At 57.0% G+C, this 23,720-nt stretch carries 23 protein-coding genes, 3 tRNA genes and 1 pseudogene; 4 read left to right on the top strand and 23 right to left on the bottom strand.

Annotated elements, in window-relative coordinates:
• From RDQ42_RS04130 to RDQ42_RS04085, 10 genes and pseudogenes are all read right to left on the bottom strand, one after another.
• A pseudogene (locus tag RDQ42_RS04130) lies at window positions 1-293 on the bottom strand (Dna2/Cas4 domain-containing protein); the annotation flags it as partial.
• 5 nt (window positions 294-298) lie between these two features.
• Window positions 299-1,186: a type I-C CRISPR-associated protein Cas7/Csd2 gene (gene cas7c / locus RDQ42_RS04125; protein WP_071427507.1), complete on the bottom strand. Its 888-nt coding sequence runs from the start codon at window positions 1,184-1,186 to the stop codon at window positions 299-301.
• Window positions 1,179-2,924: a type I-C CRISPR-associated protein Cas8c/Csd1 gene (cas8c, locus tag RDQ42_RS04120; protein WP_195254476.1), complete on the bottom strand. Its 1,746-nt coding sequence runs from the start codon at window positions 2,922-2,924 to the stop codon at window positions 1,179-1,181. The genes cas7c and cas8c overlap by 8 nt, the downstream gene beginning before the upstream one ends.
• Window positions 2,921-3,565 (bottom strand): type I-C CRISPR-associated protein Cas5c, encoded by a 645-nt coding sequence (gene cas5c / locus RDQ42_RS04115; protein WP_071427505.1) that lies wholly within the window; start codon window positions 3,563-3,565, stop codon window positions 2,921-2,923. The genes cas8c and cas5c overlap by 4 nt, the downstream gene beginning before the upstream one ends.
• Window positions 3,566-3,765: 200 nt before the next feature.
• Window positions 3,766-5,904 carry a CRISPR-associated helicase Cas3' gene (gene cas3, locus RDQ42_RS04110; protein WP_231357922.1) on the bottom strand — a complete coding sequence of 713 codons (2,139 nt, stop codon included), beginning with the start codon at window positions 5,902-5,904 and terminating at the stop codon, window positions 3,766-3,768.
• 272 nt (window positions 5,905-6,176) lie between these two features.
• Window positions 6,177-6,261: transfer RNA gene (locus RDQ42_RS04105), tRNA-Tyr, on the bottom strand.
• A gap of 20 nt (window positions 6,262-6,281) precedes the next feature.
• A tRNA-Thr gene (locus tag RDQ42_RS04100) sits at window positions 6,282-6,357 on the bottom strand.
• A 380-nt stretch (window positions 6,358-6,737) separates the two neighbouring features.
• Complete coding sequence (locus RDQ42_RS04095) at window positions 6,738-7,454, bottom strand: hypothetical protein (protein ID WP_054331907.1); 717 nt, start codon at window positions 7,452-7,454, stop codon at window positions 6,738-6,740.
• 37 nt (window positions 7,455-7,491) lie between these two features.
• Window positions 7,492-8,172 carry a DUF5058 family protein gene (locus RDQ42_RS04090; protein WP_195254479.1) on the bottom strand — a complete coding sequence of 227 codons (681 nt, stop codon included), beginning with the start codon at window positions 8,170-8,172 and terminating at the stop codon, window positions 7,492-7,494.
• Between the two features lie 906 nt (window positions 8,173-9,078).
• A tRNA-Pro gene (locus RDQ42_RS04085) sits at window positions 9,079-9,154 on the bottom strand.
• A 259-nt stretch (window positions 9,155-9,413) separates the two neighbouring features.
• Between RDQ42_RS04085 and RDQ42_RS04080 the strand changes: the two genes are divergently transcribed.
• Window positions 9,414-10,790, top strand: coding sequence for a glycine--tRNA ligase (locus RDQ42_RS04080; protein WP_054331909.1), 1,377 nt, complete (start codon window positions 9,414-9,416; stop codon window positions 10,788-10,790).
• Window positions 10,791-10,862: 72 nt separating this feature from the next.
• Here the strand turns inward: RDQ42_RS04080 and RDQ42_RS04075 are convergent, their stop codons facing one another.
• Window positions 10,863-11,183 (bottom strand): hypothetical protein, encoded by a 321-nt coding sequence (locus RDQ42_RS04075; RefSeq protein ID WP_054331910.1) that lies wholly within the window; start codon window positions 11,181-11,183, stop codon window positions 10,863-10,865.
• Window positions 11,184-11,363: 180 nt separating this feature from the next.
• Between RDQ42_RS04075 and RDQ42_RS04070 the strand changes: the two genes are divergently transcribed.
• Entirely contained in the window at window positions 11,364-11,561 is a 198-nt protein-coding gene (locus tag RDQ42_RS04070; RefSeq protein ID WP_054331911.1) for an Arc family DNA-binding protein, read from the top strand.
• A 658-nt stretch (window positions 11,562-12,219) separates the two neighbouring features.
• On the opposite strand, the gene RDQ42_RS04065 is transcribed toward RDQ42_RS04070, so the two are convergent.
• On the bottom strand, window positions 12,220-12,600 hold the full coding sequence (locus tag RDQ42_RS04065; RefSeq protein ID WP_308588340.1) for a helix-turn-helix transcriptional regulator: 381 nt from the start codon (window positions 12,598-12,600) through the stop codon (window positions 12,220-12,222).
• 163 nt (window positions 12,601-12,763) lie between these two features.
• On the opposite strand from RDQ42_RS04065, the gene RDQ42_RS04060 reads away from it, so the two are divergent.
• Together RDQ42_RS04060 and RDQ42_RS04055 are read left to right on the top strand one after the other, a co-directional pair.
• Complete coding sequence (locus RDQ42_RS04060; RefSeq protein WP_071427587.1) at window positions 12,764-13,213, top strand: sigma-70 family RNA polymerase sigma factor; 450 nt, start codon at window positions 12,764-12,766, stop codon at window positions 13,211-13,213.
• Window positions 13,214-13,298: 85 nt separating this feature from the next.
• Window positions 13,299-13,568, top strand: a complete 270-nt coding sequence (locus RDQ42_RS04055; RefSeq protein ID WP_054331312.1) for a hypothetical protein — start codon at window positions 13,299-13,301, stop codon at window positions 13,566-13,568.
• A gap of 92 nt (window positions 13,569-13,660) precedes the next feature.
• On the opposite strand, the gene proS is transcribed toward RDQ42_RS04055, so the two are convergent.
• From proS to RDQ42_RS04000, 11 genes are all read right to left on the bottom strand, one after another.
• Window positions 13,661-15,097, bottom strand: a complete 1,437-nt coding sequence (gene proS, locus RDQ42_RS04050; protein ID WP_231357980.1) for a proline--tRNA ligase — start codon at window positions 15,095-15,097, stop codon at window positions 13,661-13,663.
• Between the two features lie 173 nt (window positions 15,098-15,270).
• Window positions 15,271-15,504 carry an acyl carrier protein gene (locus RDQ42_RS04045; RefSeq protein WP_054331311.1) on the bottom strand — a complete coding sequence of 78 codons (234 nt, stop codon included), beginning with the start codon at window positions 15,502-15,504 and terminating at the stop codon, window positions 15,271-15,273.
• Between the two features lie 140 nt (window positions 15,505-15,644).
• The gene (locus tag RDQ42_RS04040; protein WP_054331310.1) at window positions 15,645-16,433 is read right to left on the bottom strand and encodes an acetyl-CoA carboxylase carboxyltransferase subunit alpha; all 789 of its coding nucleotides are present in this window, start codon (window positions 16,431-16,433) and stop codon (window positions 15,645-15,647) included.
• Entirely contained in the window at window positions 16,430-17,293 is an 864-nt protein-coding gene (accD, locus tag RDQ42_RS04035) for an acetyl-CoA carboxylase, carboxyltransferase subunit beta (protein WP_231357979.1), read from the bottom strand. Before accD ends, RDQ42_RS04040 begins: the two co-directional genes overlap by 4 nt.
• 19 nt (window positions 17,294-17,312) lie before the next feature.
• Window positions 17,313-18,665: an acetyl-CoA carboxylase biotin carboxylase subunit gene (accC, locus tag RDQ42_RS04030; protein ID WP_071427583.1), complete on the bottom strand. Its 1,353-nt coding sequence runs from the start codon at window positions 18,663-18,665 to the stop codon at window positions 17,313-17,315.
• 15 nt (window positions 18,666-18,680) lie between these two features.
• On the bottom strand, window positions 18,681-19,115 hold the full coding sequence (gene fabZ / locus RDQ42_RS04025) for a 3-hydroxyacyl-ACP dehydratase FabZ (RefSeq protein ID WP_071427581.1): 435 nt from the start codon (window positions 19,113-19,115) through the stop codon (window positions 18,681-18,683).
• Between the two features lie 10 nt (window positions 19,116-19,125).
• Window positions 19,126-19,566 (bottom strand): biotin/lipoyl-containing protein, encoded by a 441-nt coding sequence (locus RDQ42_RS04020; protein WP_231357978.1) that lies wholly within the window; start codon window positions 19,564-19,566, stop codon window positions 19,126-19,128.
• A 3-nt stretch (window positions 19,567-19,569) separates the two neighbouring features.
• Entirely contained in the window at window positions 19,570-20,808 is a 1,239-nt protein-coding gene (gene fabF, locus RDQ42_RS04015) for a beta-ketoacyl-ACP synthase II (protein ID WP_308588337.1), read from the bottom strand.
• 18 nt (window positions 20,809-20,826) lie between these two features.
• Complete coding sequence (gene fabG / locus RDQ42_RS04010; protein ID WP_054331306.1) at window positions 20,827-21,570, bottom strand: 3-oxoacyl-[acyl-carrier-protein] reductase; 744 nt, start codon at window positions 21,568-21,570, stop codon at window positions 20,827-20,829.
• The gene (gene fabK, locus RDQ42_RS04005) at window positions 21,563-22,516 is read right to left on the bottom strand and encodes an enoyl-[acyl-carrier-protein] reductase FabK (RefSeq protein ID WP_054331552.1); all 954 of its coding nucleotides are present in this window, start codon (window positions 22,514-22,516) and stop codon (window positions 21,563-21,565) included. Before fabK ends, fabG begins: the two co-directional genes overlap by 8 nt.
• A 25-nt stretch (window positions 22,517-22,541) precedes the next feature.
• The gene (locus tag RDQ42_RS04000) at window positions 22,542-23,534 is read right to left on the bottom strand and encodes a 3-oxoacyl-ACP synthase III family protein (RefSeq protein ID WP_054331305.1); all 993 of its coding nucleotides are present in this window, start codon (window positions 23,532-23,534) and stop codon (window positions 22,542-22,544) included.
• Window positions 23,535-23,720: the final 186 nt, after the last annotated feature.

Below are 23,720 nucleotides of genomic sequence, written 5' to 3'. Positions count from 1 at the left end.
CAGGTTCCAGGGTGACCCGATAGGGGGATGCCATTCGGGTCCCTATGAAACTCCACCACATCGCATGCACCGCTGAGCCTTAAGCGATGGGAAACCACCCGCATCCCACGAAATAGAAGAAGATCCCCTCTCGACTCCCTATCGGTTTCATCATGGCACCGTTCATGGAACACTTGGCCTTTTGCTGTCCGCTCATTCTCCTGCCACTGTCCCTCCAAATGGATCAGTGCCCACTGCCGTCTGCAAAAGGCAAAATGCTGGATGCCGGAAAGCTGGAGATACTCCTCTTCCACCGCTTTTACCCCTTTCGGATACAGGTGACCCCGGCGGGCAATGCCTCTTCTGCAACCGACACCTCATAATCGCCATAACACCGGGCTACAGCGACTTCTTCTTTTCGGCGGACCTCCACCAAATCAAACAATTTGTGGGAGGGGGCGTTGCCAAGTTCACAATCGTGGCGGAAGATAATCAAGTCGCGGACTGCCATTTTGCCCCGGGCGGCGGAGTGATCGTTCTCAAACAGATTTAAAATGGCTTCCCACAGAAGTTCCAAATCCTCCTGGGAAAAACCGGTGGTTTTGCGGGCCAAATTGGCGGAGATATACCCTTCCGCCCGGTACAGCCCATAGGGGACAATGTACTTGCGGCCCATCTCTGTCCCTTTGCCCTCCGCATCCTTTTCAGTGGTGATGGCCACTCGGGTGATGGTGACCTCCTGGGGGACGATAGGGTCCACCGACCGGGCAAAGCTGAGCTGCACCGGGCCGCGGACCTGCCCACAGTTGAGGGCCCCTTTGACAAAGGTGGTCATCACTGCGCCGAAAGCACGGATGTCAAAGAAGTTTTGACACATAAAGTCCCGGATCTTCACATCCAGTTGGGGGTCAGCCTTTTTCGCTGCTTTCAGATCCCCAGTCACCCCCAAATAGGTTAGCGCCTCGTTGTCGCTGCGGTTGAGGGGGACCTGATCCTTGATATAAATGCGATACCCAGGGGTGTCTTCTTTGACCGTCTCCACATAATTGCGGATTTTGCGTTTGAGGCATACGTCGGTGACAATCCCATAGCCGCTTTCGGGGTCAATGCGGGGCATATTGCCTGCGTCGGGGTCGCCGTTGGGGTTGCCGTTCTCCACATCGAATAAAATGACAAAATCATACCGGTTTTGGATGGGCTCAGACATTTTCGATTTCCTCCTTTTTTGTATACCGCTTCTGGGTCTGGTGGTAATACCCCAGCTGGAATGCCCCTTGCTCCGGCAGGGTCATCCGGGCGGGGTAGGTCTCTTGTATCCGCTTCACCAAACCGCCGATCTGCTTGCTGTAGTAGACCTTCTGGGCAGTGCCCAGTTTGCGCAGGTGCTTTTCGGAAAGGTTCAGCAGCAACGGAAAGATGGTCGCCGGTGTGGCGGCCGCAGAGTTGAAGTATTTATCCTTGATGGTGCTGTTGATGCCGGGGTTGGCTGCGTTTTGCAGCCCTTCCAGCACCGAGAACAGGCGCCCCAGAACATAGGGGAGATAGGAGCTGTTTTCATTGAGTTCCACCGTCAAAACCTCCTTTGGACAGGCGGGCGTTTGGTTGCGCAGGTAGTATGCTTTTAAGATGGCGGCCCGGCCCCGGGTCACCTCCCGCTCCGCACGGATGCGCAGGGCGGTGAGGGTGAGCAGGGTAGAAGGGTACCGGCTCCCGCTGAGGATGGCCCGCAGAAGGTCGCCTGCCATCTGGGGGGAGGCTGTTTTCTCCCGGGATTTCTGGTTGACCGTCTCGGCCAGCAGCTTCCACAGGGGAAGCCTCTCTGTCTGGTCAAAGGCGGGCCGCTGGATTTCCAGCCGCTCATAGTGCTCTTCAATGTGGCGCAGCATCCCCCCGAAGCTGTTTTGGTAGAAAAACCGCACCGACAGCCGGCCCTCGTTGGGGGAGAGGCCCAGCACGTAAAACCGGGTTTGAGGGTCTAGTTCCGCCCCCTGCCACTGGATGGATTCCCCCGCGGACACGGCCCGGAGGATGCGGCTTAAATCCTGCTGGGTGATGGCGTCGCTGTCCCCATACAAGGCGGCCATGCCAACCTCTTGGTAAGCGGGTTCCCCGCCCTCAGCCCAGAACACTACTGTGGTGTCCCCCACCGTCTGGGTATACTCCCGGTCGGCCAGTAGGTGGTTGAGGGCAGTGGTGTAGGCAAAGGCCGCATAGGCCCCCACCGGGGCGTTGGCGTTTTGCTCCCGGTCATAAGAGCAAAAGGCCGGGGCGTTGAAGGAGACGAGGGCCGCCCCGCTGGGCTGGGCCCCCCACACCCCTTTGATGAATGGGTGGGTCAGCTCCACCGGGCCGGTTTCCCCGGTCACCAGGCAGCACATGGTGGGGCCGTCCCCGCCCCGGTTATAATAGGATTGCCACGCGGCGCGGATCTCCGGGTCCCGAAGTGCCTCCTGGCCTTCCACCCAGAAAACCAGGTTGTCCCCGGCCATCAGATCCTTCCAGTTCTCGGCGAGGGCCGGGTGTTGGGAGGCCGTCTGGGGGTCCCATCGGCGGAAAAATCCGGTGATCGCCTGGGCCGCCGGGGAGGGGAGGCCCTCCAGCAGCTCCAGATGAAGAGCCTTGCAGGCCGCAAAACACTCGCCGGCCCGTTTGGGGTTCCCCTTGCCGTCCACCCCGAGAAAATAGCCGCTGTGGTCGCACAAAAAGTTCGCTTTCGGTTTTGTACCAGAACGACCCACAGGCATGGGGACTTCCATCTTGCGGGGGAGAAGCTCCGCCTTTTTCCCCCGGAGCTGTTCTGTCTTCAAAGGGAGCAAGGCGAGAATCTCCCCTTCCAGGGACAGGTCCAGGGCATAGGAGACTTTTGCTGTCCCCCAGCCTGGCCGGGGAATCCGGCCCAGGGAAAGCAGGTCTTCATAATGGCGCGTCAGCGCATGGAGAATCATCGGAACACCTCACAGTGATCCAGCGATAAGACCCCTTGTTCCAGCTTGGCCCGGAAAAAGATGGGGGTGATGTTGGCCGGATCGGCATAGTCCATATCGTAGAGCATCAGCCCTAGGTCTCTGGTTTCCCCGATGGCGGGGACAGTGGCCCCTTCCCAGCTGCGGAAATGGGCGGGGAACTCCCTGCATCCAAAATAGGGCTGGTGAAAACACTGTCCCTTTTCCATCCGGCGGCGGATGATGTCCTGGAATTTCCCTGGGTTGTCACTGGGGCTGGCCTTGTCGGTCATCTCAAAATGGGCCTCAATCACATAGTGGACGTCTTGCAGCACCATGGCGGCCCGCTGCTGGATGTCCTGGGAGGCTGCCAGGTACAGGGGTTTTCCATTCCCCTGCATGACTCCTTTTGCCGCGCTGGACACCACTTTGCTTTTGACCTCATTGCGCCGGATGTTGGTAAACCGGATGGGGGAGAGCACATAAATCTTGTCGATGATCCACCGCAAGCCCGGGTGGTAGTAGATGGCCTCCACCAACCCCCGCGCTGCGGAGGGGGTCATCACGTCATAGGAGACCCGTTCCACCTTCAGCTCCGGGCGGCTGAAGCAGGCGTAAGCTCCCCAGACCTCCAACCGAATCATTGTATCCACTCCTTTCTCAAGCTGTCCTTTGTCCCCATTATCCCACAAAACGGCTTTCTCTTCCAGAAGAATTTGGTCATTACGATGATTTTCGACATATCAAGACATCAAATTCTGTATAAAACACAAAAATTCTACATCTGTATATAGCAAAACGCCGGAGGGGATACTGCCCCTCCGGCGTTTTATCTGGCTTTCTGTCACAGGAACCACCCTTTTCCGGTTTCCACATCCAATTGAAGGCCGGTATCCCCGTGGTAAAACGCGGGGTCCCGCAGGACGGCGGCCTCCTCCACTTGTTCCAGCGCCCCAGCGTCAAAAAGAGCTTGGTAGTGCTGGGGGTAGACATTCACCACATACTGGCCCAACGCCCGGAAAAGGCCCTGGCTCCAACGCCCTTCCCACAGGAGCTCCACCAGCCTCGCCCCATCCCCAACGGGGATGTAAATAGGCACCGTTGGGCTCTCGATCAGCCGGAACCGCCGGGCCACCTCGGCAAAGGGGAAACAGCTGCCCTGGTATCCCCGCCGGAACAGATCCAAAATCTGTTTCTGGTCCAGCGCCTCCTCCCCCTTGAGGGTGCGGTAAAATTGGAAGTACTCCCGGATGGCTTCCGGAGACGCCGGATCCTGGTGCTTGCGCAGAACCTGCCTAGCTGCCGCTATATTCTGGGCGATCATAGCCACAGGTCTCTCCGTCAGGCGAAACACCGCTACAACGCTCTCCTCTGCCAGACGCTTTCCCTCCCGATTGCAGCGGCCCGCTGTCTGCATAATAGAATCCAACCCCGCCTCCTCCCGGTAGGCAATGGGGAAATCCACATCCACCCCCGCTTCTATCAGCGAGGTGGAGACCACCCGGCAGGGGAGGCCCTCCCTCAGCCGGCGGCGGATCTCCCCCAGCTTGGCTTTTCGGTCCGCCGGGCACAGCAGGGTCGTGAGGCAATAGCTCCCCTCTTGAGGCAGGGAGGAGTACAGCTCCTGAGCGGTTTTCCGGCGGTTGACCACACAAAGGAATTGGGGGCGGCCTTGCCACTCCTCCAATAGGGTTTCCCGGGAAATCTCCCCCAGGGTTTTCATCGTCGTCCTGCGAAAAGCCTGGTATAACCCCTGGGTATCCGGGCAGATCTCCCGGATGGGGAGGTCTGGGGCCGCCTCTTGAAACAGCGGTTCCAGCGCTGGCTGGGTTGCGGTGCACAACACCGCGGTTGCACCATAATGCTGTACCAGTTGGGCAATCGCCTCCACGCAGGGGGCGAGATAAGGCACCGGCAGGGTTTGCGCCTCGTCAAAGATCATCACACTGTTGGCCAAATTGTGTAGTTTCCGGCAGCGGGAACTCTTGGCGGCAAACAGGGATTCAAAAAACTGCACTGCCGTGGTGACCACCACTGGTGCATCCCAATTTTCGGTGGCCAATGCTTTCCGGTAAGCGGCAGGGGAACCCCCTTCTTCTACAGCATAATCTGCCCCGGAGTGATGCTCCAGGACATTTTCCTCCCCCAGGATTTGGGAGAAAACCGTTGCAGTCTGATCCACAATGGAAGTGTAGGGGATGACATAGACCACCCGGCTCATCCCCTGGGCTTTGGCCATGGATAAGGCAAAGGCCAGGGAACTCACCGTCTTGCCCCCGCCGGTGGGCACGGTGAGGGTGTAAAGCCCTTTTTCCCATTGGCTGCCACCAGTGAGGCATTGGCGCAGGATAGCGCAGCGGCGCCGGTTTAAATCGGTGTCCGGCTCCCACCATGGGGCGATGTACCGCTCCAACCGGGACAGCAATTCCCCTATGGAAACAGAACCGCCCCGCGGTGCCGGAGAGCCGTTCATAAAGGTCTCGGTGTCCAAATAGTCGGCATCCACCAAACAGGAGTACAGCATCCGGGTGAAAAAGGCGTCGGTGAAATTGTCCTTCTGGAATTTGCGGTCAACCCCACCAGTTGGGGGGCTGATCTCCTTTTCCCATTGGCCAAAGGGCTCCACAGAACGTTTGACCCGGCCCAAAAGGGTGGGGGAGTCGGGGCCATCCAACCGGCTTCCCCCGTCGGGCAGGCCCCCATGATGGCCCGCTACCGCAAAGGCAACTTCCGCCATTCTTTGGCGAAACGCCACCTGAGCCCCAGCTGTGGAGTGGTCGGTTCTCCCGCCGCCCTCCAACAGCCGCCTCTGGAAGGCATCGCTGTATTTCCCTATATCGTGGAGCAATCCTGCGGCCTGGGCCACCTCCTGGGCCCCAAAAGGGGCAGCAAAGCGGGCCGCCAATTCCGCTGTGCCCATCAAATGCTCAGCCACTGTCTGTTTGCGGGTTCCATCCTCGCTGGTATGGGCATATTTTTCCATGATATCCCGCCCTTCTTATAGGAATAAGGTCTTATTTCATTGTAGCGCAGGAAAGTAGCAGATGCAAGGACATCTGCCCTCAGGCCGCGGTCTTCCTTGTCGGAAGGCCCCGAAGTGAGATTTTCTGATTGAGAAAAGGGAAAAAGCCTGGGACCAAATGGTTCCAGGCTTTTGAATAGAAGGGACGAAAAGTATAGATGCCGCCCTCGCCGCAAGGGTCTCGACCGGAAAAAGGAAAAGAGTCTGAACACGAATTGCGTTCAGACTCAGGATGGTGGGAGATGGTGGATTCGAACCACCGAAGTCAGAGACAACAGATTTACAGTCTGCCCCCTTTGGCCACTCGGGAAATCTCCCATATAAAAAGAGAATTGTAATGGAGCTGGTGGACGGACTTGAACCCCCGACCTGCTGATTACAAATCAGCTGCTCTACCAACTGAGCTACACCAGCCAATAAAGCTTAGCGACGCATATAAGTATAGCATCGCATTGTGGGGATGTCAAGGGGTTGCTGCTATTTTTTTATGGAAAATCTGTCCATCGCCGCCTACAGAACTGCAACAGGCCCAGAGGCCCTAGAAACAGCTCCAGTACCGCGCCGGCCAAGAAACAAAGGAGCTGTTTTAAAGGGCCGCCCCTTATTTTTGAAACACCCCTTCTATTTGAGGCCAGCAGCCTTCCTGCAGCCGGTTCAACATCCCGTAAAAAAGCTCAATGATGTCGTCACTCTTTCAACGGGCGGGCAGGTCTTCCTTACCCCAATCTACAGAATAAGGGGCCCCGCACAGATTGTGCAGGACCCCTTTTGTTTTAACGAAAATCTGTCACAGCTTATTGCTGTTTTGCTTTTTTCTCATCCTTCTTGGACATTGCTACACCAAGACCCATAGCGCCAAAGCTGCAGATCAGTGGAGGAATTGCAGGGACTAGGATCGCCGGGAAGATACTGAACAGGCCGGAAATCTGAGCGAAGTAGATCAAAAAGCAAGCTGGAATCACAATGAAGGCCAGTTTGATCTTCTGGAACGCATAGTTCGCCAGCAGAGATGCAAACAAAGCGGGGAGAAGCAGGTTCAGCGCCGAGATCACGATGGGAGGCATCATATCCAGGATCCATGCGCCGGCGATAACGCCCACCGTGAGGAACGCTGTGCTGACAAAGGTGGAGACTGCACAGCCGATGGTAGCGGTGATGGTGCCTTGATCGGTGCCTTCTACAATGCCCGCCGATTGGGTAGCGATGGACGAACAGGGAACACGCAGGTTAGAAATATTGCCGGACAAAAATGCCATGTATGTACCCGGAACGCCCAGCATGGTGAAGTAAGAGATAGGCTCACGGATGTAGGCGGAGGCACTCAGCGGGAGTTGGACGGCCAATGCGGCACCAAATGCTGCCCAGCTTGGGAATATGCCTTGCAACGCCAGAGCCAAACAGGGGCCGAATACCAGGACTACGCCCAACAGGTTGGTTGCCCTGCCCCATTTGATAATCCAAGGTAAGAATTCGCCTCTAAAGATATTGTTACTTGTACTTGTTTCGTTCATTACTCTGCCTCCTTTTCACAGATCATATCGGACGGGGTTACAGCAGAAAGAAGGTGCCAGCGACCATTCCCAAGAACATGGCGATGGTCATGCCGAATTGCTGTGCCCATTTGGCTTTGGGGTTCTTCTTCATGTAAACGTTAATCCCCCACATCACAATAAACCCAACCAGAGCAGCCCACATATTGGCGTTGTCAATCTTAAACGGCAGGAATCTCTGTGCGACCATGTAGCCGAAACCGCCCATGCCGCCACCTGCAGTCAAAGCGACGATGGCATCCATGCTGCCGCCGGTGACTTTATCGCGGATGACTTCCATTTTATCTGTGAAGAGTGCAGAAACCAAAATCCAGCCCAAGCAGCAGACCGTCATAATCCATACACAGTTTGCAAAGGCTTCCATGGTCATGTTGCTGGTGCCCAGCTGGCATCCTGCCGCAGTGGCGGCACGGTCCGCTGCGGGGAGCTCATACATAACCGATCCGATAAAAGCCAAACGCATCCATGCAAGGGGACCGCCAACGGAAGCCAAAAGGCTGACCATACCGGTTACAATTACAATCGAGGGGCCGATAGAGGCCACCAGCGAAGACTTGGCGGCTTCTTTCATCTGCTCTTTGGTAACGCCCATCTGCGGACCGGTCTTCCAAGCCCTCTTCATAAAAATGTACGCCTGGAAAAAGACCAATGCTACAGCGGGAATACAGGAAATCCACATAAATAAACTATTTGCAGTTTTTAAATACGGCAGTTCCATAAGATTGGGTACCCTCCTTTGTCGTGAAAAGATTGTTTTTTGCACCTACATCTGCCTTTGACAGCTAAAGGCACCGGTTCGCACCGGATTTTTCACTGGAGCGGCTGGGGCTATATCCTGATGGAGATCCTCAACTCCTTCCCTTACTGTATTTTCCGTCACAACCAATGCTCATGCTACATTTCCACAGGACTGGCCTTTGACACCCAGTTTCGCTTCTGTTGGTTTCAGTATATAATATGATTTCTAAAATATCAACAGATTTTTTAAACTTTGTTAAAAAAATCTATATAAAAATTTAGAATTGGTAGAAACAGCCAACAATCCACTTCTGAATCCAGCTCTGGCAACTAAAATCCCCCTCCGAACGGAACAGGCAGGCACCTCAGCTGATGGAATGCCTGGACTAGGAGTGGGAAAAGCGGCGGTGCCGCAGCGACATATGCTGGGCAATGATCGGATTTTCCTTTCCATACCCCAGTTATGGGGTAATCTCTTAGATATTCTATTTCCGAATTCCAGAAGAATTGCAGCCCAGCTGTGAGAAACCCACCGAGTTGAAAAAAGAGCGAAGGTTTAAGCCTTCGCTCTTTGGGGTTTGCAGTACAAAAAGATACCCGCCATAAACGCGGGCGCAAAGCCCAAATAAACCAAAAACCCCGAACGCGACTTGCGCGTCGAGGTTCCCGACTGTAATGGATGTTAAAATAATGATTTCTGTCAGAAACGAAAAACAGCCGCCCTATGGGCGGCACCAAATCGGAGCTCAACGAAGTGGGTCCGGTTTGGAACTATCCCGGACGCGGGCAGTTGTTCTGGTTATAGGAAAAGACCTGGAGCGCGAAACGGCTCCAGGCCCTTGCCTGGTGGTCGGAGTGACAGGATTCGAACCTGCGGCATCGACGTCCCAAACGTCGCGCGCTACCAACTGCGCCACACCCCGCTATTATTTCACTTTCTGAATAGGAAAGCCACCCGGCGAAACCGTCCCCCTCTTGCTGTGAGGGACGCCTCCCAACGTACAGTTTATTATATCTCATCCCGGTTTTGTTGTCAACCAAATTGTGCCTGAAAATCCCCTTGAAAAGCCCGTTTTATCCCCGTTTCCCTTGACTTCTTTCCCCTGCTAGACTAAAATAGAACAATAGCGTGTGTCCTGATGAAAATGAATCAAACGGCACCCGAGGGAGGATGGAACGTTTATGAATAACAGCGAAAAAACCATGGACAAAATTGTCGGCCTGTGTAAAAACCGGGGCTTTGTCTACGCCGGTTCGGAGATTTACGGCGGCTTGGCCAACACCTGGGATTATGGCCCCTTGGGGGTTGAATTCAAAAACAATGTGAAAAAAGCCTGGTGGAAACGGTTTGTCCAGGAATGCCCCTACAACGTGGGGCTGGATAGCGCCATTTTGATGAACCCGGAAATCTGGGTGGCTTCCGGCCATGTGGGCGGCTTCACCGACCCTTTGATGGACTGCAAAGACTGCAAAACCCGCCACCGCGCTGACAAGCTGATCGAAGACGCCACTGGGGAGGTCGCCGACGGCTGGACCAACGAGCAGATGCTGGATTTCATCCGGGAGAAGGGGATCAAATGCCCCAACTGCGGCTCCTCCAACTTCACCGACATCCGCAAATTCAACCTGATGTTCAAAACCTTCCAAGGGGTGACCGAGGACGCCAAGAGCGAGATCTTCCTGCGGCCGGAAACCGCACAGGGCATCTTTGTCAACTTTGCCAATGTCCAGCGCACCACCCGCAAAAAGGTCCCCTTTGGCGTGGCGCAGATCGGCAAAAGCTTCCGCAACGAGATCACCCCCGGCAACTTCACCTTCCGCACCCGGGAATTTGAGCAGATGGAAGTGGAATTCTTCTGCAAGCCCGGCACCGATCTGGATTGGTTCCAGTACTGGAAGGAATACACCCACAAATTTGTCCAGGACCTGGGCATGAAGGAGGAAAACCTCCGGCTGCGGGACCACAAACCCGAGGAGCTCTCCCACTACTCCAAAGCCACCACTGACTTTGAATACCTCTTCCCCTTTGGCTGGGGCGAGCTTTGGGGCGTCGCCGACCGCACCGATTTCGACCTCTCCCGCCATTCGGAGCACTCCGGCAAGACCTTGGATTATTTTGACCCCGAGACAAACGAGCGGTATATCCCTTACTGCGTAGAGCCCTCTATGGGCGCTGACCGCATCGCCCTGGCCTTCCTGTGTGACGCCTACGATGAGGAGACTGTCGGGGAAGGGGATGTGCGCACTGTGCTGCGGCTCCATCCCGCCCTGGCGCCCTTCAAAGCCTGTGTGCTTCCCCTCTCCAAGAAGCTGAACGACAAGGCCGGAGAGGTCTACACAGCCCTCTCCAAGGCGTTTATGGTGGATTACGACGACGCAGGCTCCATCGGCAAGCGGTACCGCCGCCAGGATGAGATCGGCACCCCCTTCTGCATCACCTACGACTTCGATTCGGTGGAAGATGGCTGTGTCACTGTCCGCGACCGGGATACCATGGCCCAGGAGCGGATTAAAATTGAGGACTTGATCCCCTACATTCAGGCGAAAATGAACTTCTAAATACAAATTGTACTATTTTTTGGCAGAATTCCCCATACAAAACAGCCCTGTCCTTGGGACAGGGCTGTTTTTTCATGTTCGATTTTGCAGCTGCTTTTTAAAGGGATAGAAAACTCCCTCTAAGCCGTCCCGCTCCACCTCCTTTTTCAGCAGCTGGATGAAATACCGATCCCTGGTTTCCTCGATGGCCCTGGCTTCCCGCACATTCATAAAATAGGCGAAAAAAAGTTCCACCAAGCCATTTTCATAAGCTTTGTTTAAAATGTGGATGGTGTCGGCATCGCTGAGTTCGCAAGTATCGATGGAACAGCTCACCGAAACCCAATCTTCATAGTGGGTGTCCATCCAGTCCAAAAAATCCAGCGCTTTTTGTTTGGTGCTGTCCTTTTGCATATCCTTGCCCTCCTATTTATGCTCAAGCCATCAGAGATGCACGGCTCTACACTTTTCTTTAGTGTTGTCACTTTATTGTCTATATTATAATTTAGTTGCCACCTTGTTGTCAATAGCTTTTCAAAATTTATTATTGATGCTAATATGATGTCACATAGACAACTAAGGAAGGGAATTGCTATGCCATCAAAGTTACCACACTATGCTCTGCGTATTCCATCCGAAACCATGGATAAGTTAAAATACATAGCCGACCGCTCTGGCCGTTCCGCCAACAAAGAAATTGAGCAGTTGATTCTCCGTCACATTGAATCTTGGGAAGCAGAACACGGCCCTATTCTGTTTGGTGACGGTTTTGTTCCTCGTTCCAGAAAATAAGAAAATATACGGCATACAATTTTGAAGAGGAATAATGCGCGATATGAAATAACAGGCCGCCGATGGCATCGGCGGCCTGCTATTTTTAACAAACCTTTATGTATTTCTGGGGTTCCTTGCACCCCAGGCCCTATATCCTTCAGGGGAACCTCCCCTTAAAACCTTGATTCCTGGGGCTTCCAGCCCCCGCACCCCCGGCCAGGAGAGCTTTATCAAGATTCCATCTTGAAATTGGTTTGTGGGGGCACGCGCCCCCACACCCGCGCAAGGCTTTTTGTGCGAAAAAGCCTTGACCAAAAGCGCATTTAAGGGGGGCCGAACTACTCGCGGCACAGTCGAAGTCCGGCCCCCCTCAAAACTCCCCCTGCTCCTGGGTGGGGATACCCAGAAAAATAAAAGCCTTGCAGCCCCGCGAGGGCATCCGCGCTAGCGGAAAGATTTCCCGCTCGAGGCGTGGAGAGCCTCTAAGGGAAATCTTCCGAGCGTACCCATTGTGGCGAAGTAGGGGGACCGGGGTCTCCCCGGCAGTCTTTCGCCTCCTTTCTTCTGCAAGAAAGGAGGGCCTGGGGTCTAAGGGGCAGGCATGGCCCCTTGCAACTGGGGCAGGGGGCCGCACCCAAAAAGAAAACCCACAGCCAGGTTTGGGTGGCCATGGGTCTTATTGGTCTTCTTCTTTTAAATTAGACGGAAGAACAGTTTCATTATGCCTTGCCAAATTTATAGAGTAAAACCAGTCTTTTAGCAACTTCTCAGCTGCTTCAACCAAGGGCGGCTCAAGAGTAGACAGAATAGTGGTAATTTTTGTCATATCAGAAAGGCTGCCTCTGCCTAGCAACAGAAAATCTGTCGTTGTACCAAGGGCTTTTGCCAACCTACAGGCAGATGTTGAAAAAACGCCTTTTCTACCTTTTTCAATTTCAGTAATTTGAGACTCAGAAATATAACACAAGTCCGCTAGCTGTTTCTTTGATAATCCCAAATTCTCCCTTAAAGCCCGAACTCGAAAGCCCAGCCCGGAATTTCTATTTTCATCTGCCATTCAATTCACCTACCCTTAGTACTAGGATAGTATGTACTGAAAGTTTAGCATAGATAACCACAGTACCTTATTTTTAGGTACTTTCAATATTGTGTTATTGACATTTTTCGATTATAATACAAGTAAACTGACACGATACCTATAAAAAAGGAGGTTTGGCAAGATGGAGCAAGACCTTTCTATTCTCACTCCATTGCAAAAAGAGGTTTACCAATGGAAGGTAGAGCAAAAAAAGAGCTATAAAGGGGTAGCTGAGGAGCTGGGCCTTTCCCCCGATGTCGCCCGGAGGGTCTATCTGCGGGCCTGCCGCCGCCTGCGGGAGTGGAAGAATTACCATTTGGATCACCCGGAAAACGATGAACCAGTGGCCATACCCTTTACCCGTGGGGAACTGGAAGTCCTTCTAGGAGCGCTGCACGCCTTTGAAAAACGGCTCCTGAGACCTATTCGCCGCAACGATACCGATCCTTATGGCATGCTGCCCTACGCCGGGCTGGTAGCCGGGGAGCTCTGCGAGCGGATTCAGCTGCACCTCTATGGAGAGATTCAGCGCCACACCAAACTCCGCCCCGATGAAACCAGTGAAATCACCCTGATGGATAACTTCCTATAAGGGCGCCGGGACTTCATTTCGCCGCAGCCATGTGCTATACTAGGGGAAACAACCAAAGCAGCCACCCCCAAAGGAGGTTTTCCCGATGAGTAAAGTTCCCTCTCCCCGCCTGCCCAAGAAGCTGCGCCGCACTGTGGTATTTTGTGCAGCTTTAGCCGCTGTGTTCAGCTTGATCTCCGCGGCGATCCACTCCATGACCCTTTTGCGGATCAATTCCGTATTGAGCCAAGCCCAGCGGGCCTTCCCCAAGCTGGAGGAGGCTGCCGAGCTGTACATCCAAGCCAACAAAGCCCCCTCTGCCCGGGAGAAGAAAATGGTTTTCCCCCAGGCAAAAAGCCCAGAGAAAAAGGGCTGATTCCTCAAACAGGCATGCCAAGGTTTGGCCGCGAAGAGCAAATAAGCAAAAAAGGGAGCCCATCCGGTGGATGGGCTCCCTTTTGGTTCTATTTAATAGGCTTTGCCCCAAACCACCATGGATTTGGCGGGCTTGCCGCAGCAGACGCACACGTCGGAGAGATGCTCCTGCTCAAAGGGCATGCAGCGGCTGGTGACGCCGGCCTGCTCTTTCAGCTTCATCTCGCACTCCAAGTCGCCGCACCACATGGCTTTGATAAAGCCGGATTTCTCGTTGGCCAGCTGGATCATCTCCTCCATGCTGGTGGCGGTGTAGGTGCGGTTCTCCCGGTTCTCCAGGGCCCGCTGGTAGAGGCCGTCGTGGACGGCTTTCAAAAGCTCGGGGATTTTCTCCTCCAGCTGATCCAGGGGGACGATGGTTTTTTCCCGGTTGTCCCGGCGGACCAGGACACACTGGTTGTTTTCGATGTCCTTGGGGCCGATCTCCAGCCGCAGGGGGACGCCTTTCATCTCATACTGGGCAAACTTCCAGCCGGGGCTGTTGTCGCTGGCGTCGCACTTGACCCGGCAGATGGCCGAGAGGCGCTTGCGGAGCTCTTCGGCTTTGTCCAAAACGCCCTCCTTGTGCTGGGCGATGGGGACGATGACCACCTGGATGGGGGCCACCGCGGGAGGCAGGGCCAAGCCGTTGTCGTCGCCATGGGTCATGATGATGGCGCCGATGATCCGGGTGGACATGCCCCAGGAGGTCTGGTGGGGGTAGGCGGGTTTGTTGTCCTGGCCCTGGAAGGTGATGTCAAAGGCCCGGGCAAAGCCGTCCCCGAAGTAGTGGCTGGTGCCGCTCTGGAGGGCTTTGCCGTCGTGCATCATGGCCTCGATGGTGTAGGTGGCCTGGGCGCCGGCGAACTGCTCTTTCTCAGTCTTGCGGCCTTTCAGCACCGGGATGGCCAGGTATTCCTCGCACATCCGGGCGTAGATGTTCAGCATCTGCTCGGTCTCGGCCATGGCCTCCTCAGCGGTTTCATGCATGGTGTGGCCCTCCTGCCACCAGAACTCGGTGGTCCGCAGGAAGGGGCGGGTGGTTTTCTCCCACCGCACCACCGAACACCACTGGTTGTACAGCATGGGCAGATCCCGGTAGGAGTTGATGATGTGGGAGTAGTGCTCGCAGAACAGCACCTCGGAGGTGGGGCGGACGCACAGCCGCTCAGTCAGCTTCTCTTGGCCGCCCTGGGTAACCCAGGCGACTTCAGGGGCAAAGCCCTCCACATGGTCCTTCTCCTTCTGCAGCAGGCTTTCAGGGATGAGAAGGGGCATCATGACGTTTTCATGGCCGGTCTCTTTGAACATGCCATCCAAAATATCCCGGATATTTTCCCAGATTGCACAGCCGTAAGGCCGGATGATGGTGCACCCCTTGACGCTGGAATAGTCGGCCAGGTCGGCCTTGCGCACCACGTCGGTGTACCATTTGGCGAAGTCCACATCCATTGAGGTGATGGCTTCCACCATCTTCTTTTGCTCTGCCATAGCGTTTCCTCCGATTCTTTTATCGTTCGCTCGCAAATTGCGATGGGTTTTTATAGAATATCTTTCATTATATCGGGTTCCCCAGCAAAATTCAAGGCCACAGGCCGGTTTGGATCCCTCTTTTGCCAACAAAAAAGGGCGCACCAGCGTGCGCCCCACGGCTTGACATCCCCTTATTGGGCGATGTTGTCCTCGATGTACTTGACGACGTCGCCGACGGTTTTGATGTTCTCAATCTCCTCGTCGGGGATCTCGATGTCAAACTCGTCCTCCAGGCTCATGACCAGGTCCACAACGTCCAGGGAATCAGCGCCCAGGTCGTCGGCGATGGAAGCCTCCATGGTGACAACGCCTTCTTCCACATCCAGCTGGTCAACCAAAATGTCCTTTACTTTCTCGAATACCATATACAGGTTCCTCCTCGATACATTTTCTGTGATTCCAGTTGCCGGCGCACGGCAAACCTTAGGAATTGTATGGCGGCAGAGCCGCCGGGGGTGCAGCGAAAAAATGGCTGCAGAAAAGCATTTTTTGGCCTTAGATCGGGCTATTCCAAGAACTGGCCGATCTTACGAAACTTATCATACCTGTTTTGCAGCAATTTATCAATAGGAATTTTAAGATAATTTGAAATTGTTTGAGAAAGGTAATCGTCGATGGCCCTGGCCATCCCGGCAGGGTCGGCATGGGTCTCCGGTTCTGGGATGATGGTTTCCGCGATCCCCAGTTCCAATAGGTCCTGGGCGGTGATCCGCAGCATTTCGGCGGCCTCCTTCTCCCGGGAGGGGTCTTTCCAGAGGATGCTGGCGCAGCCCCGGGGGGAAATCACCGAATAGACGGCGTTTTCCATCATGGCCAGCTGGTCGCAGACCCCCAGGGCCAAAGCCCCGCCGCTGCCCCCCTCCCCCAGCACGATGGAGAGGATGGGGGTTTTTAGAGTCATCATCTCATAGAGGCACCGGGCGATGGCTTCACCCTGACCTCGCTCCTCCGACTCCATGTCGCAGAAGGCGCCGGGGGTGTCGATGAACAAAATCACCGGCCGGCGGAATTTCTCTGCCTGGCGCATCAGCCGCAGGGCTTTGCGGTACCCTTCGGGATGGGGCATGGCGAAGTTGGCCCGCTTGTTCTCCTCCAAGTTGCGGCCCTTCACCTGGCCGATCACCGTCACCGGGGTGCCCCGGTACCGGGCGATCCCCCCCAGGATGGCCGGATCGTCCCCGTACAGCCGGTCCCCGTGGAGCTCCACGAAGCCGTCAAACAAAAGGGGGATGTAGTCCCGGATGGTGGGCCGGTTTTTGCTTCGGATCAGTTCAATCCGGTCCCATGTGGTCATCTTCTCTCACCTCCCCGGTGCAGGGCCAGCAGGTGGCCCAGCGCATGGCGCAGCTCCCCCCGGCTCACGATTTCATCCACAAACCCGTGGCTTCTCAAAAACTCCGCCGATTGGAAATCCTCCGGCAGCTTTTGCTTGATGGTCCCTTCGATGACCCTTCTCCCCGCAAACCCGATGAGGGCCCCGGGCTCTGCCAGGATGATGTCCCCCAGGGAGGCAAAGCTGGCGGTGACCCCGCCGGTGGTGGGGTCGGTGAGCACCGTCACATACAAAAGGCCGGCGTCGCTGTGGCGCTTGGCCGCACCGGCAGTTTTGGCCATCTGCATCAAGCTGAGCATTCCCTCCTGCATCCGTGCGCCGCCGCTGGCGGTGAAGAAGACGATGGGCAATCCCTTTTCCAAGGCGGTTTCAAAGGCGCGGGTGATCCGCTCCCCGGCGGCCGAACCCATGGAGGCCATCATAAACCGGCTGTCCATCACCCCGATGACGCAAGGGCTTCCCTGGATGGAACAGGTCCCGGTGACCACGGCGTCCAACAAGCCGGTGGCCCGGCGGGTATTCTCCAGTTTGCGGGGGTAATCCTCAAAGCCGATAGGGTCGCAGGCCATCAGGCTGCCATCCAGCTCCCGGAAGGAGCCGGGGTCGGCGGTGAGGCGGATCCGCTCCCAAGCGGTGAGGCGGGCGTGGTGGCCGCATTTGCGGCAGACTTTGCCGTTTTCCTCAAACTCATCCATCAGCATCACCGCCCGGCACTTGGGGCATTGGAACAAGAGGTTCTGGGGCACATCCATGTCGGAGGTCTTTTTCTTCCCCTCCACGGCGGCCCGCTTTTTTACCTTGCCGAACAAATCTTGCAGCACCTAGGATCCCTCCTTCCAGTTACGGCTGGTATTGGAACCGGCCGCTCATCAAATATCCGTTGTCGTACTCCCCCGATTGGAACTCCGGGGTGCCGATCAATTGAAGCTGAAACTCGATGTTGGTGTCCACCCCATCCACCAAAAACTCCGCCAGGGCCCATTTCATCTTGGCGATGGCCTCCTTGCGGGTGGGGGCGAAGGCGATCAGCTTGCCGATCATCGAATCGTAGTAGGGCGGGATGGTATATCCCGCGTAAACCGCGCTGTCGATGCGGATGCCAGGCCCGCCGGGCAGGTACAGCCCCTCGATCTTGCCGGGGCTGGGCCGGAAGTCCAAGGCCGGGTTCTCGGCGTTGATCCGGCACTCGATGGCGTGGCCCCGCATCTCAATGTCCTTCTGGGCAAAGGGGAGGGGGTGGCCGTCAGCGATGAGGATCTGCTGCTTCACCAGGTCCACCCCGGTCACTGCTTCCGTTATGGGGTGTTCCACCTGGATGCGGGTATTCATCTCCATAAAATAGAAATGGCCGCTCCGGTCCAGAAGGAATTCGATGGTCCCTGCCCCTTCATAGCCCACCGCAAGGGCGGCTTTGACGGCGGCTTCCCCCATCCTTTGGCGGAGGGGTTCGTCCACCGCTGGGCTGGGGCATTCCTCCAGTACCTTTTGGTTGCGGCGCTGCATGGAGCAGTCCCGCTCCCCCAGGTGGACGGCGTTCCCCTGCCGGTCGCAGAGGATCTGGATTTCCACGTGACGGGGGTTTTCGATGAACTTTTCCAGGTAGATGCCGTCGCTGCCGAAGAAACTTCCCGCCTCCTGTTTGGCGGCCAGGATAGCCCCTTCCAGCTCATCGGGGGAAAGGACCTTCCGGATGCCCCGGCCGCCGCCCCCGGCGCTGGCTTTGACCATCACCGGGTAACCGATCTCCCCGGCGATCTTTTTGGCTTCCTCCACCGAGGAAATCTCCCCGTCGGAGCCGGGCACCACCGGAACCCCGGCGGCCTTCATGGTCTTTTTCGCCTGGGCCTTGTCCCCCATAGCATCCATGGCCTCGGGACTGGGGCCGATGAAGGTCACCCCGCACCGGGCACACAGCCGGGCAAAGGCCGCGTTCTCCGACAAAAAGCCGAAGCCCGGGTGGACTGCATCCGCCCCGGAGAGGTCGCAGGCGGCTAAGATCGACTGCATATTCAAATAGCTGTCCTTAGAGGGAGCGGGCCCCACACAGACCGTCTCATCGGCGATCTGGGCGTGGAGGGCGGTGCGGTCCGCCTCGGAGCAGACAGCCACCGTGGGGATGCCCAGCTCCCGGCAGGTGCGGATGATCCGCACCGCGATCTCCCCCCGGTTGGCGATTAACACTTTGGAAAACATGGCTTTTTCCTCCCGCTACCGGTCGCCCAAGGCAAAGGTGATCTCCGCCGTGACCATCCGCTTGCCGTCGCAGGTGGCGGTGGCTTTCCCCACCCCGATGGAGCCCCGGTTTTTGATCATCTCCACCTCCAGGCGCAGGGTCATCCCCGGCTCCACCGGCTTGCGGAATCGGGCGTTGTCAATGCCGGCAAAGAGGGCCAGCTTGCCCTGGTTCTCCGGCAGGGAGAGGGCGCAAACCGCCCCGGCCTGGGCCAGCATCTCAATGACCAGCACGCCAGGGGTCACCGGGTGGCCGGGGAAATGGCCCCGGAACCAGTCCTCATCCTCCCGGATGTGCTTGGTGGCCACCACCCGGATGCCGGGCTCCAATTCTTCCACCGTGTCGATGAGGAGGAAGGGGTCCCGGTGGGGGATGATCTCCTTGATCTGTTCCTGATTGTACAGCGGCATGGGGCGCCTCCTATTCCAGCCGCAGGATGGGCTGGCCGTATTCCACCGGGTCGCCGTCCTGGACATAGTATTCGGCCACCACCCCGTCGAACTCGCTGGCGACCTCGTTCATCAGCTTCATGGATTCTATAATATAGAGGGTATCCCCCTTCTTCACCTGGGACCCCACTGGCGCAAAGGCCGGCTTCTCCGGCGCAGGACGGGAATAGAAGGTCCCTACAATGGGGCTTTTTACCTCCCGGCCCGCGGGCTTCTGAGGAGCCCCTTGGGGAATTTCCTGGAGAATGGGCGCAGCCCCAACAGCCGCCGGAACCGGGGTTGCTTGGCGCTGTTCCCCCTGGATTTCCAGCTTAAAGTCCCCCTGTTCAATTTTAAAGGAGGACAGGTGCTTCTCAGACACCAGCTCGATCAAATCCCGGATGGAGTCCGGGGTGAAATTCAGTTCGCTCATGGTCTATTCCTCCCAATGTTTCAAGAGAAGGGCGGCGTTCTGCCCGCCGAAGCCCAGGGAGTTGGAGAGGGCATATACCGCCTGTTTCTCCCGGGCCATTTTGGGGATGTAGTCCAGATCGCACTCCTCGTCGGGCACCTCTAAATTGGCGGTGGGGGGCAAAATTCCCTCCTGGAGGGCCTTGGCGGTGAGGATGGCCTCCACCCCACCGGCCGCTCCCAGCATGTGGCCGGTCACCGACTTGGTGGAGCTGACGGCCAGCCGGTAGGCATGCTCCCCAAACACCCGTTTGATGGCAGCAGTCTCCACCAGGTCATTCAGGTGGGTGCTGGTGCCGTGGGCATTGATGTAATCCACCGCCTCCGGGGCGACGCCCGCTTCCGACAAGGCGAACTCCATGGCTTTGGCGGTTCCCTTTCCCTCGGGGTCGGGGCTGGTCATGTGGTAGGCGTCGGCGGTGGCGCCATAGCCCACCACTTCTGCGTAAATTTTAGCCCCCCGGGCTTTGGCGTGTTCCAGTTCCTCCAGCACCAGGATGCCGGAGCCCTCGCCGATGACAAAGCCGCCCCGCTCCTTGTCAAAGGGGATAGAAAGGCGGTTGGGGTCCTCCCCCGTGCAGAGGGTTTTCATATTGTCAAACCCGGCGATGGGCAGCAGGCTGATGGTCGCCTCCGCCCCCCCGGCCAGGGCCGCGTCTAAGTAATTGTTTTTGATGGAGTGAAACGCCTCGCCGATGGCAGTGGTGCCCGAGGCGCAGGCGGTCACCGCAGCGAAGTTGGCTCCCTTGTAGCCGAACTCCATGGCAACGGTGCCGGGGGCCATGTTGGCGATCATCATGGGGACAAAGAAGACCGATACCTTCCCCGGCCCTTTTTCCAGCATTTTGCGGTGTTCCTCCTGGATGGTGTCACAACCGCCGATGCCGCTGCCGATGATTACGCCCACCCGGTAGGGGTCCAAGTCCGAAAGGGAGCCGGCGTCGGCCATGGCCTGTTTGGCGGCGGCCAGGGCAAACTGACAGTACCGGTCCATCCGGCGGGCGTCTTTTTTGCCGATGCCGAAGGCGGCGGGGTCCCAATCCTCAATGGCGGAGACCAGCTTGACCCCCACGTCCTTGGGGTCGAAATAATTGGACAGCGGCGTGAAATGGGGGCGGCCCAGCCGGGCGCTCTCCCACAGGCTGTCCACCGATAGGCCGGCGGGTGTCACCGCGCCCATGCCTGTGATGACAACTCTTCTCATGCTCTTCCTACCTCTCTCTTACAGCATCATGCCGCCGTCCACCTCAATCACCTGGCCGGTGATGTAGGAGGCATCCTCCGAAGCGAGAAATGCCACAGCGGCGGCCACTTCCTCTGCCGAGCCAAACCGCTTGAGGGCAGTGGTGGCGGTGACAGTGTCCTTCATCTCTTGGGGGAGATCCTTCGTCATGGCGGTGTCAATAAAACCGGGGGCCACCGCGTTGACGGTGATGCCCCGAGCCCCCAGCTCCTTGGCGGCGGACTTGGTCATCCCCACAATGCCGGCCTTGGAGGCGGCGTAGTTGACCTGCCCGGCGTTGCCGTAAAGGCCCACCACCGAGGAGAGGTTGACAATTTTACCGCTTTTCTGGCGCATCATCACCGATCCAGCGTGGCGCATCATGTTGAAGGCGCTTTTCAGGTTGGAGGCGATGACTTGGTCGAACTGCTCCTCCTTCATCCGCACCAGGAGGCCATCCCGGGTGATGCCCGCGTTGTTGACCAGCAGGTCGATGGAGCCAAACCGCTCCTTGACCTCTTTCACCAGGGTTTCGCAGGCGGCAAAGTCGGAGACGTCGGCAGCAAAGCACTGGGCTTCCACCCCAAAAGAACGGCACTGTTCTGCGACAGGCTCCCCTTTCTGGGCGCAGGATTCCGGTGTGCGGCAGTGGACTGCGACGTTATATCCCTCTTTGGCAAGGCGCAGGGCGATGGCCGCGCCGATCCCCTGGCCGGAGCCGGTGACGATTGCTGTTTTAGCCAAGTGTAATCCCCCTCTTCTCGGTGAATGTTTTCAGGTATTCTTCGGTGGAGGCCATCAGATCCCCCACAATTTTCGCCGCAGGCTGAATCTCTTTGACCATCCCGGCGATCTGGCCGGACATGAAGGTCCCCTCCTCCATGTTGCCATCCTGCACCGCTTTGCGGTAGGAGCCGACGGTGGCGTTCTCAATGGCTTCAAACCCGGCATCCGCTTTCTCCATCTCCAGGATCCGGCGGGTAAATTTATTTTTTAAGGAGCGCACCGGATGGCCGTTGGCCCGGCCGGTGACCACCGTGTCGGTGTCCTTTGCATCTAAAACCAATTGCTTATAGTCGGGATGGGCAGGGGATTCCTGGGCACAGATAAAGATAGTCCCCAACTGGACCCCTTCTGCCCCCAGCATCAAGGCAGCCGAAACCCCCCGGGCATCGGCAATCCCCCCGGCGGCAATGACAGGGATGTTCACCGCATCCGCCACCTGGGGCACCAGGGCCATAGTGGTCAGTTCCCCAATGTGGCCGCCCGCCTCGGTCCCTTCGGCGATGACGGCGTCGGCGCCTGCCCGCTCCATCCGGCGGGCCAGGGCCACCGTGGGCACCACCGGGATGACCTTGATCCCCGCGGCCTTCCAACCTTCGATGTATTTGCCCGGGTTTCCGGCACCGGTGGTGACCACCGCTACCTGCTCGTCGATGACCATTTGGGCTACTGCCGGGGCGTTGTCGCTCATCAGCATAATGTTGACTCCAAAGGGCTTGTCGGTGAGGGACTTGGTCTCCCGGACCATTTCCCGCACCACCTCCACCGGGGCGTTGGAGGCGGCGATGATGCCCAGGCCGCCCCCTTCGGATACGGCCGCGGCCAGTTTGGCGTCGGCAATCCAGGACATGCCGCCCTGGAAAATGGGGTACTCAATCCCCAGAAGCTCAGTCAGTTTGGTTTTCAGCATGGCGTATTTCCTTCTTTCCTCGTTACTCCCAGCGCAGCAGCACCGCGCCGCTGGTCAGCCCCGCGCCGAATCCCACGGCACAGACAAGCATCCCCGGCTGTATTGCACCCTTTTGAAGGGCCTCGTCCATGGCGAGAGGGATGCTGGCGCTGGAGGTGTTTCCCAGCTGCTCCAAATTCAAATAGGCCCGCTCCATGGGCAGACCCAGCAGCTTCATAGCGGTTTCCACAATCCGAACATTGGCCTGGTGGGGGATTACAAGATCTATCTCCTCCACCTCAATCCCTGCCTGGAAACACGCGGCGCGAACCTCCTGGGCCATTGTCTTGGTGGCAAAGCGGTAGACCTCCCTGCCGTTCATGTGGAGCTTCTCCCCCTGGAAAATCTCCGGCATTTCCGGCGCCAGGGCTGGGTCGGCAAAGGGGTTTTCCGCTGGTTCCCCGTGGGCAGCATACAGAGAGCTCGCCCCCATGCCGTCGGCGGACAGATGGGAGGAATAAAGGCCCTCCCCCCGCTCCACCACACAGGCAGAGGCCCCATCCCCAAAGAGGACACAGGTGGAACGGTCGGTGTAATCGGTGATGGCGGAAAGCCGCTCGGCGCTGATGATCAGGACACGGTCCACCCCTCCGGTGTACAGATACCGGCGGGCCATGTCCAAAGCGGCCACAAAACCGGAACAAGCACAGTTGAGATCCAGGGCAAAGGCATTGTGGGCCCCCAAATGGGCCTGGGCGATACAGGCCAGAGCCGGGGTGTAATATTCTGGGGTCACGGTGGTGAACAATATCAAGTCGATGGAAGCGGCATCTATCTTTCCCCGCTCCAAAGCGTCTCTGGCCGCCAGGACTCCCATCCACCAGGTGGGTTCCCCGCTGGATACCCGCCGCTCCCGCACCCCGGTGTGGGAGACGATCCACTCGTCGCTGGTCTCCACCAGCCGCTCAAAATCCTGATTCTTCACCACTTGGGCGGGCAGATAGCACCCCATGGCGCTGATGTGTATTCCCTGCATACCCTGCCTCCTTTTCTAAAAATGAAGCTTGACAAAAAGTGTAACAACCGTTACAATATTTGTCAAGCCCTAAATTGTTTGAAGTTCAAAGTTTACCTGCAAAAAATGTTCCGCTAAAGGCGGAATTCTTTCCCATAATACTTTGATATTCAAAGTTTGTCAACCTCTTTTTCGTTGGGCAAGGCA

It is taken from the genome of uncultured Merdimmobilis sp., from assembly GCF_902471145.1.
GTDB lineage: Bacteria > Bacillota > Clostridia > Oscillospirales > Ruminococcaceae > Merdimmobilis > Merdimmobilis hominis.
The sequence above is the reverse complement of the archived record's forward strand: the minus strand, read 5'-3'. Positions and strand labels throughout refer to the sequence as shown.